This window comes from Bartonella vinsonii subsp. vinsonii, assembly GCF_902825235.1.
In the GTDB taxonomy this organism is placed as follows: Bacteria; Pseudomonadota; Alphaproteobacteria; order Rhizobiales; family Rhizobiaceae; genus Bartonella; species Bartonella vinsonii.
Map to the genome: position 1 here is coordinate 1 of NZ_CADEAJ010000029.1, position 2530 is coordinate 2530.

Annotated in this window: 2 protein-coding genes; both read left to right on the forward strand. The window is 46.0% G+C overall.

Annotated elements, in window-relative coordinates; genetic code table 11:
- On the forward strand, positions 1-509 hold a 509-nt coding region (locus J7R12_RS08500), incomplete at its 5' end, for a ShlB/FhaC/HecB family hemolysin secretion/activation protein (RefSeq protein WP_234924868.1).
- A 25-nt stretch (positions 510-534) separates the two neighbouring features.
- Positions 535-2530, forward strand: a 1996-nt coding sequence (locus tag J7R12_RS08505; protein WP_208439058.1) for a two-partner secretion domain-containing protein, incomplete at its 3' end; no start/stop codon positions are given.

Genomic DNA, 2530 nt, shown 5'->3' on the forward strand with positions numbered 1-2530 from the left:
ATGCTCCAGGGGCAGGGGATGGCGAGCCACAATTTTCTAAATTTACCGGCACACTTAGTGTCATGACGCCTTTTAAGGTAGGGGGCTTGGATTTTATACTGAGCAATCTTTTGAGTGGTCAATATTCCCCGCATAATTTATTGGGTGCGGAACAGATTTCGTTGGGTGGCGCTTCCAATGTTCGTGGAACGCGTGAGAGTTTGCTTTTTGGCAATAATGGTTTTTTTAGCCGTAATGATTTGTCTTTGCGCACCATTCCGTGGAGCAACAGCGCTTCTCTGAAAAAGGTTTTGGGGGAACTTCGTCCCTTTGTTGGTTTGGACTATGGGCGTGTGTTTTCGCAAGCCTTGTATGGAATGACCGGTGAACAGCTTGCCGGTTGGACAGCAGGTGTCAAGCTTGCGGGGGGCATGGTCTCTCTTGATGCCAGTTATTCCAGTATTTTTTGGAGCACAGTTAAGCACAAAAAATCAGGAACATTTTTTATGACATTAACAATGGAACTTTAAGCGTTTTTTATTGGGGAGTTAACGTATGAGATATGAGAAGAGAGCAAACAGAGCAGCTTTATTAGGTGTTTTAGTCTCCAGTACGATGCTCAAAAAGGTTTTTCTAGGTGGGATAGGTTTTTCTTGTTTGTTAGCACCTTCAGTGGTTCAGGCGCAAATTACTTCTGATCCTAACGCAGGTAGCGCATATCGTCCGGATATAGTGGCAGCGCCCAATGGGGTTCCCTCGATTGATATTGTCACACCCAACGGCAAGGGCTTATCGCACAATAAATATTACGATTTTAATATTGGCAATCTAGGTGTTATTTTCAACAATCATGCGCAAGAAGTAGGGCAATCGCAGTTGGGGGGCATTATGCCGGGCAATCCGCATTTGCGTTTCACGGGTTCAGCGAAAGTGATTTTAAATGAAGTGACCAGCGGTAAACGCAGCGCGCTTAATGGTCCAGCGGAAGTTTTTGGGCGCCAAGCTGATGTGATTATAGCCAATCCCAATGGCATAAGTTGTGATGGTTGTGGTTTTATCAATACGCCCCATGCGACCTTAACCACGGGTGTCCCCGAAATTGATGCGAGTGGTTTTTTGAAAGGCTTTGAGGTGCGAGGTGGGGACATCACCTTTGGAGCAAAGGGAGCCAATTTTTTCTCTGGCAAGGGGGCTGTTGATATTGTTGATATTGTTTCACGCACGGTGCATTTTGAAGGAGCTGTTGCGGGCAAGGATATTGGGGTGAGTGCTGGGACGGGGCATTTTGATTATGCTTCTCGTCAAATGAAGGAGCTCACCGATATTACCGGCAAACCGGAATATGCGATAGATGGGTCAGCTTTAGGGGCTCTACAGGCGGATCAGATTAAACTTGTAGCGACAGAACAAGGCGTTGGCGTTCGGATGCGTCATGATATGGCGGCGAATGCGGGGCAGTTGCAGCTTTCTGCTGATGGAAAAATTTCCTTAAAAAATGTTTTTGGTCATGGGGGTGTTGTTCTTCAATCAAAGAGCAAGAGCGTGTTGGCAAAAAGCGTCACATCGAAAAAACATATTGAGATTGCAGCCAAAAAAGATGTCACATTAGAGATGGTTGGCGCCGATGGTGATTTGAAAGTAGAGGCGCAGGGGGGGCTTTTATCGATTGCAGGCAAGGCAACATCTGGAGGCAATATGGAGTTGTTTTCGCTTGATGCTATGAAAGTTTCTGGTCTTGGTTCTGGTGCTGATATAGCTCTTGAAGCGGGTGGAGATTTGAAGCTTGAGGGGGTCGTGTTAGCTGAAGGAAACCTTAAGGCACATGCTGGTGGTGATATCCAAGCTGGTCTTTTAGCTGGTGGGGTTGATATGGCAGCAACGGGTGCTGCTGGTGTTGTTGTTCTTGGTGCCCAAGGAGATGTTGATCTTCAAAGTGTGGGAGGGAGAATTAACGCCGCAAACATTTATGGGGCAGGAGATGTGACCCTAGTTTCGTATGATGGGCTTTTTGTTTCCCAATCGATATTGTCTCACCAAAATGTAGCAATCCATGCACAACTAAACACAAATGCCCCTGTTCATTTTGGACAAGTTTTAGCCTATGGCAAGGCCAATATTGAGGGTGGGGCGGTTGATTTTGCTTCGCTGATGACGGGCGGTGATGCCGTTTTAACGGTAGGCAGCCTTGATGCAGGCACACTGATGACAGGTTTAGATTTTGTTAGCTCTCAAGTGAGCCCTTCGAATCCTTCCGGTGCTCTTGTTTTTTATGACAAAGGTTCCCTTTCTATCACGGCACAAAGGGGCATAAAGGTTGAACATATTATCAGTGGTGGCAATATTGATCTTTTTGCTGGCGACGACATTTATTACGATCAGGTCATTGGCTATGGCACAGCAACATTGACATCGGTATCAGGAGGGATCAGTGTTGAGAATGTGCTGTCTGCTAAGGGGGATGTGAGATTGACAGCAAATACTCTCGATTTAAGCAATGATCGTTCTCATATTTACACGCCGCAAACGTTATTTTTAAATGCGGATCATATTT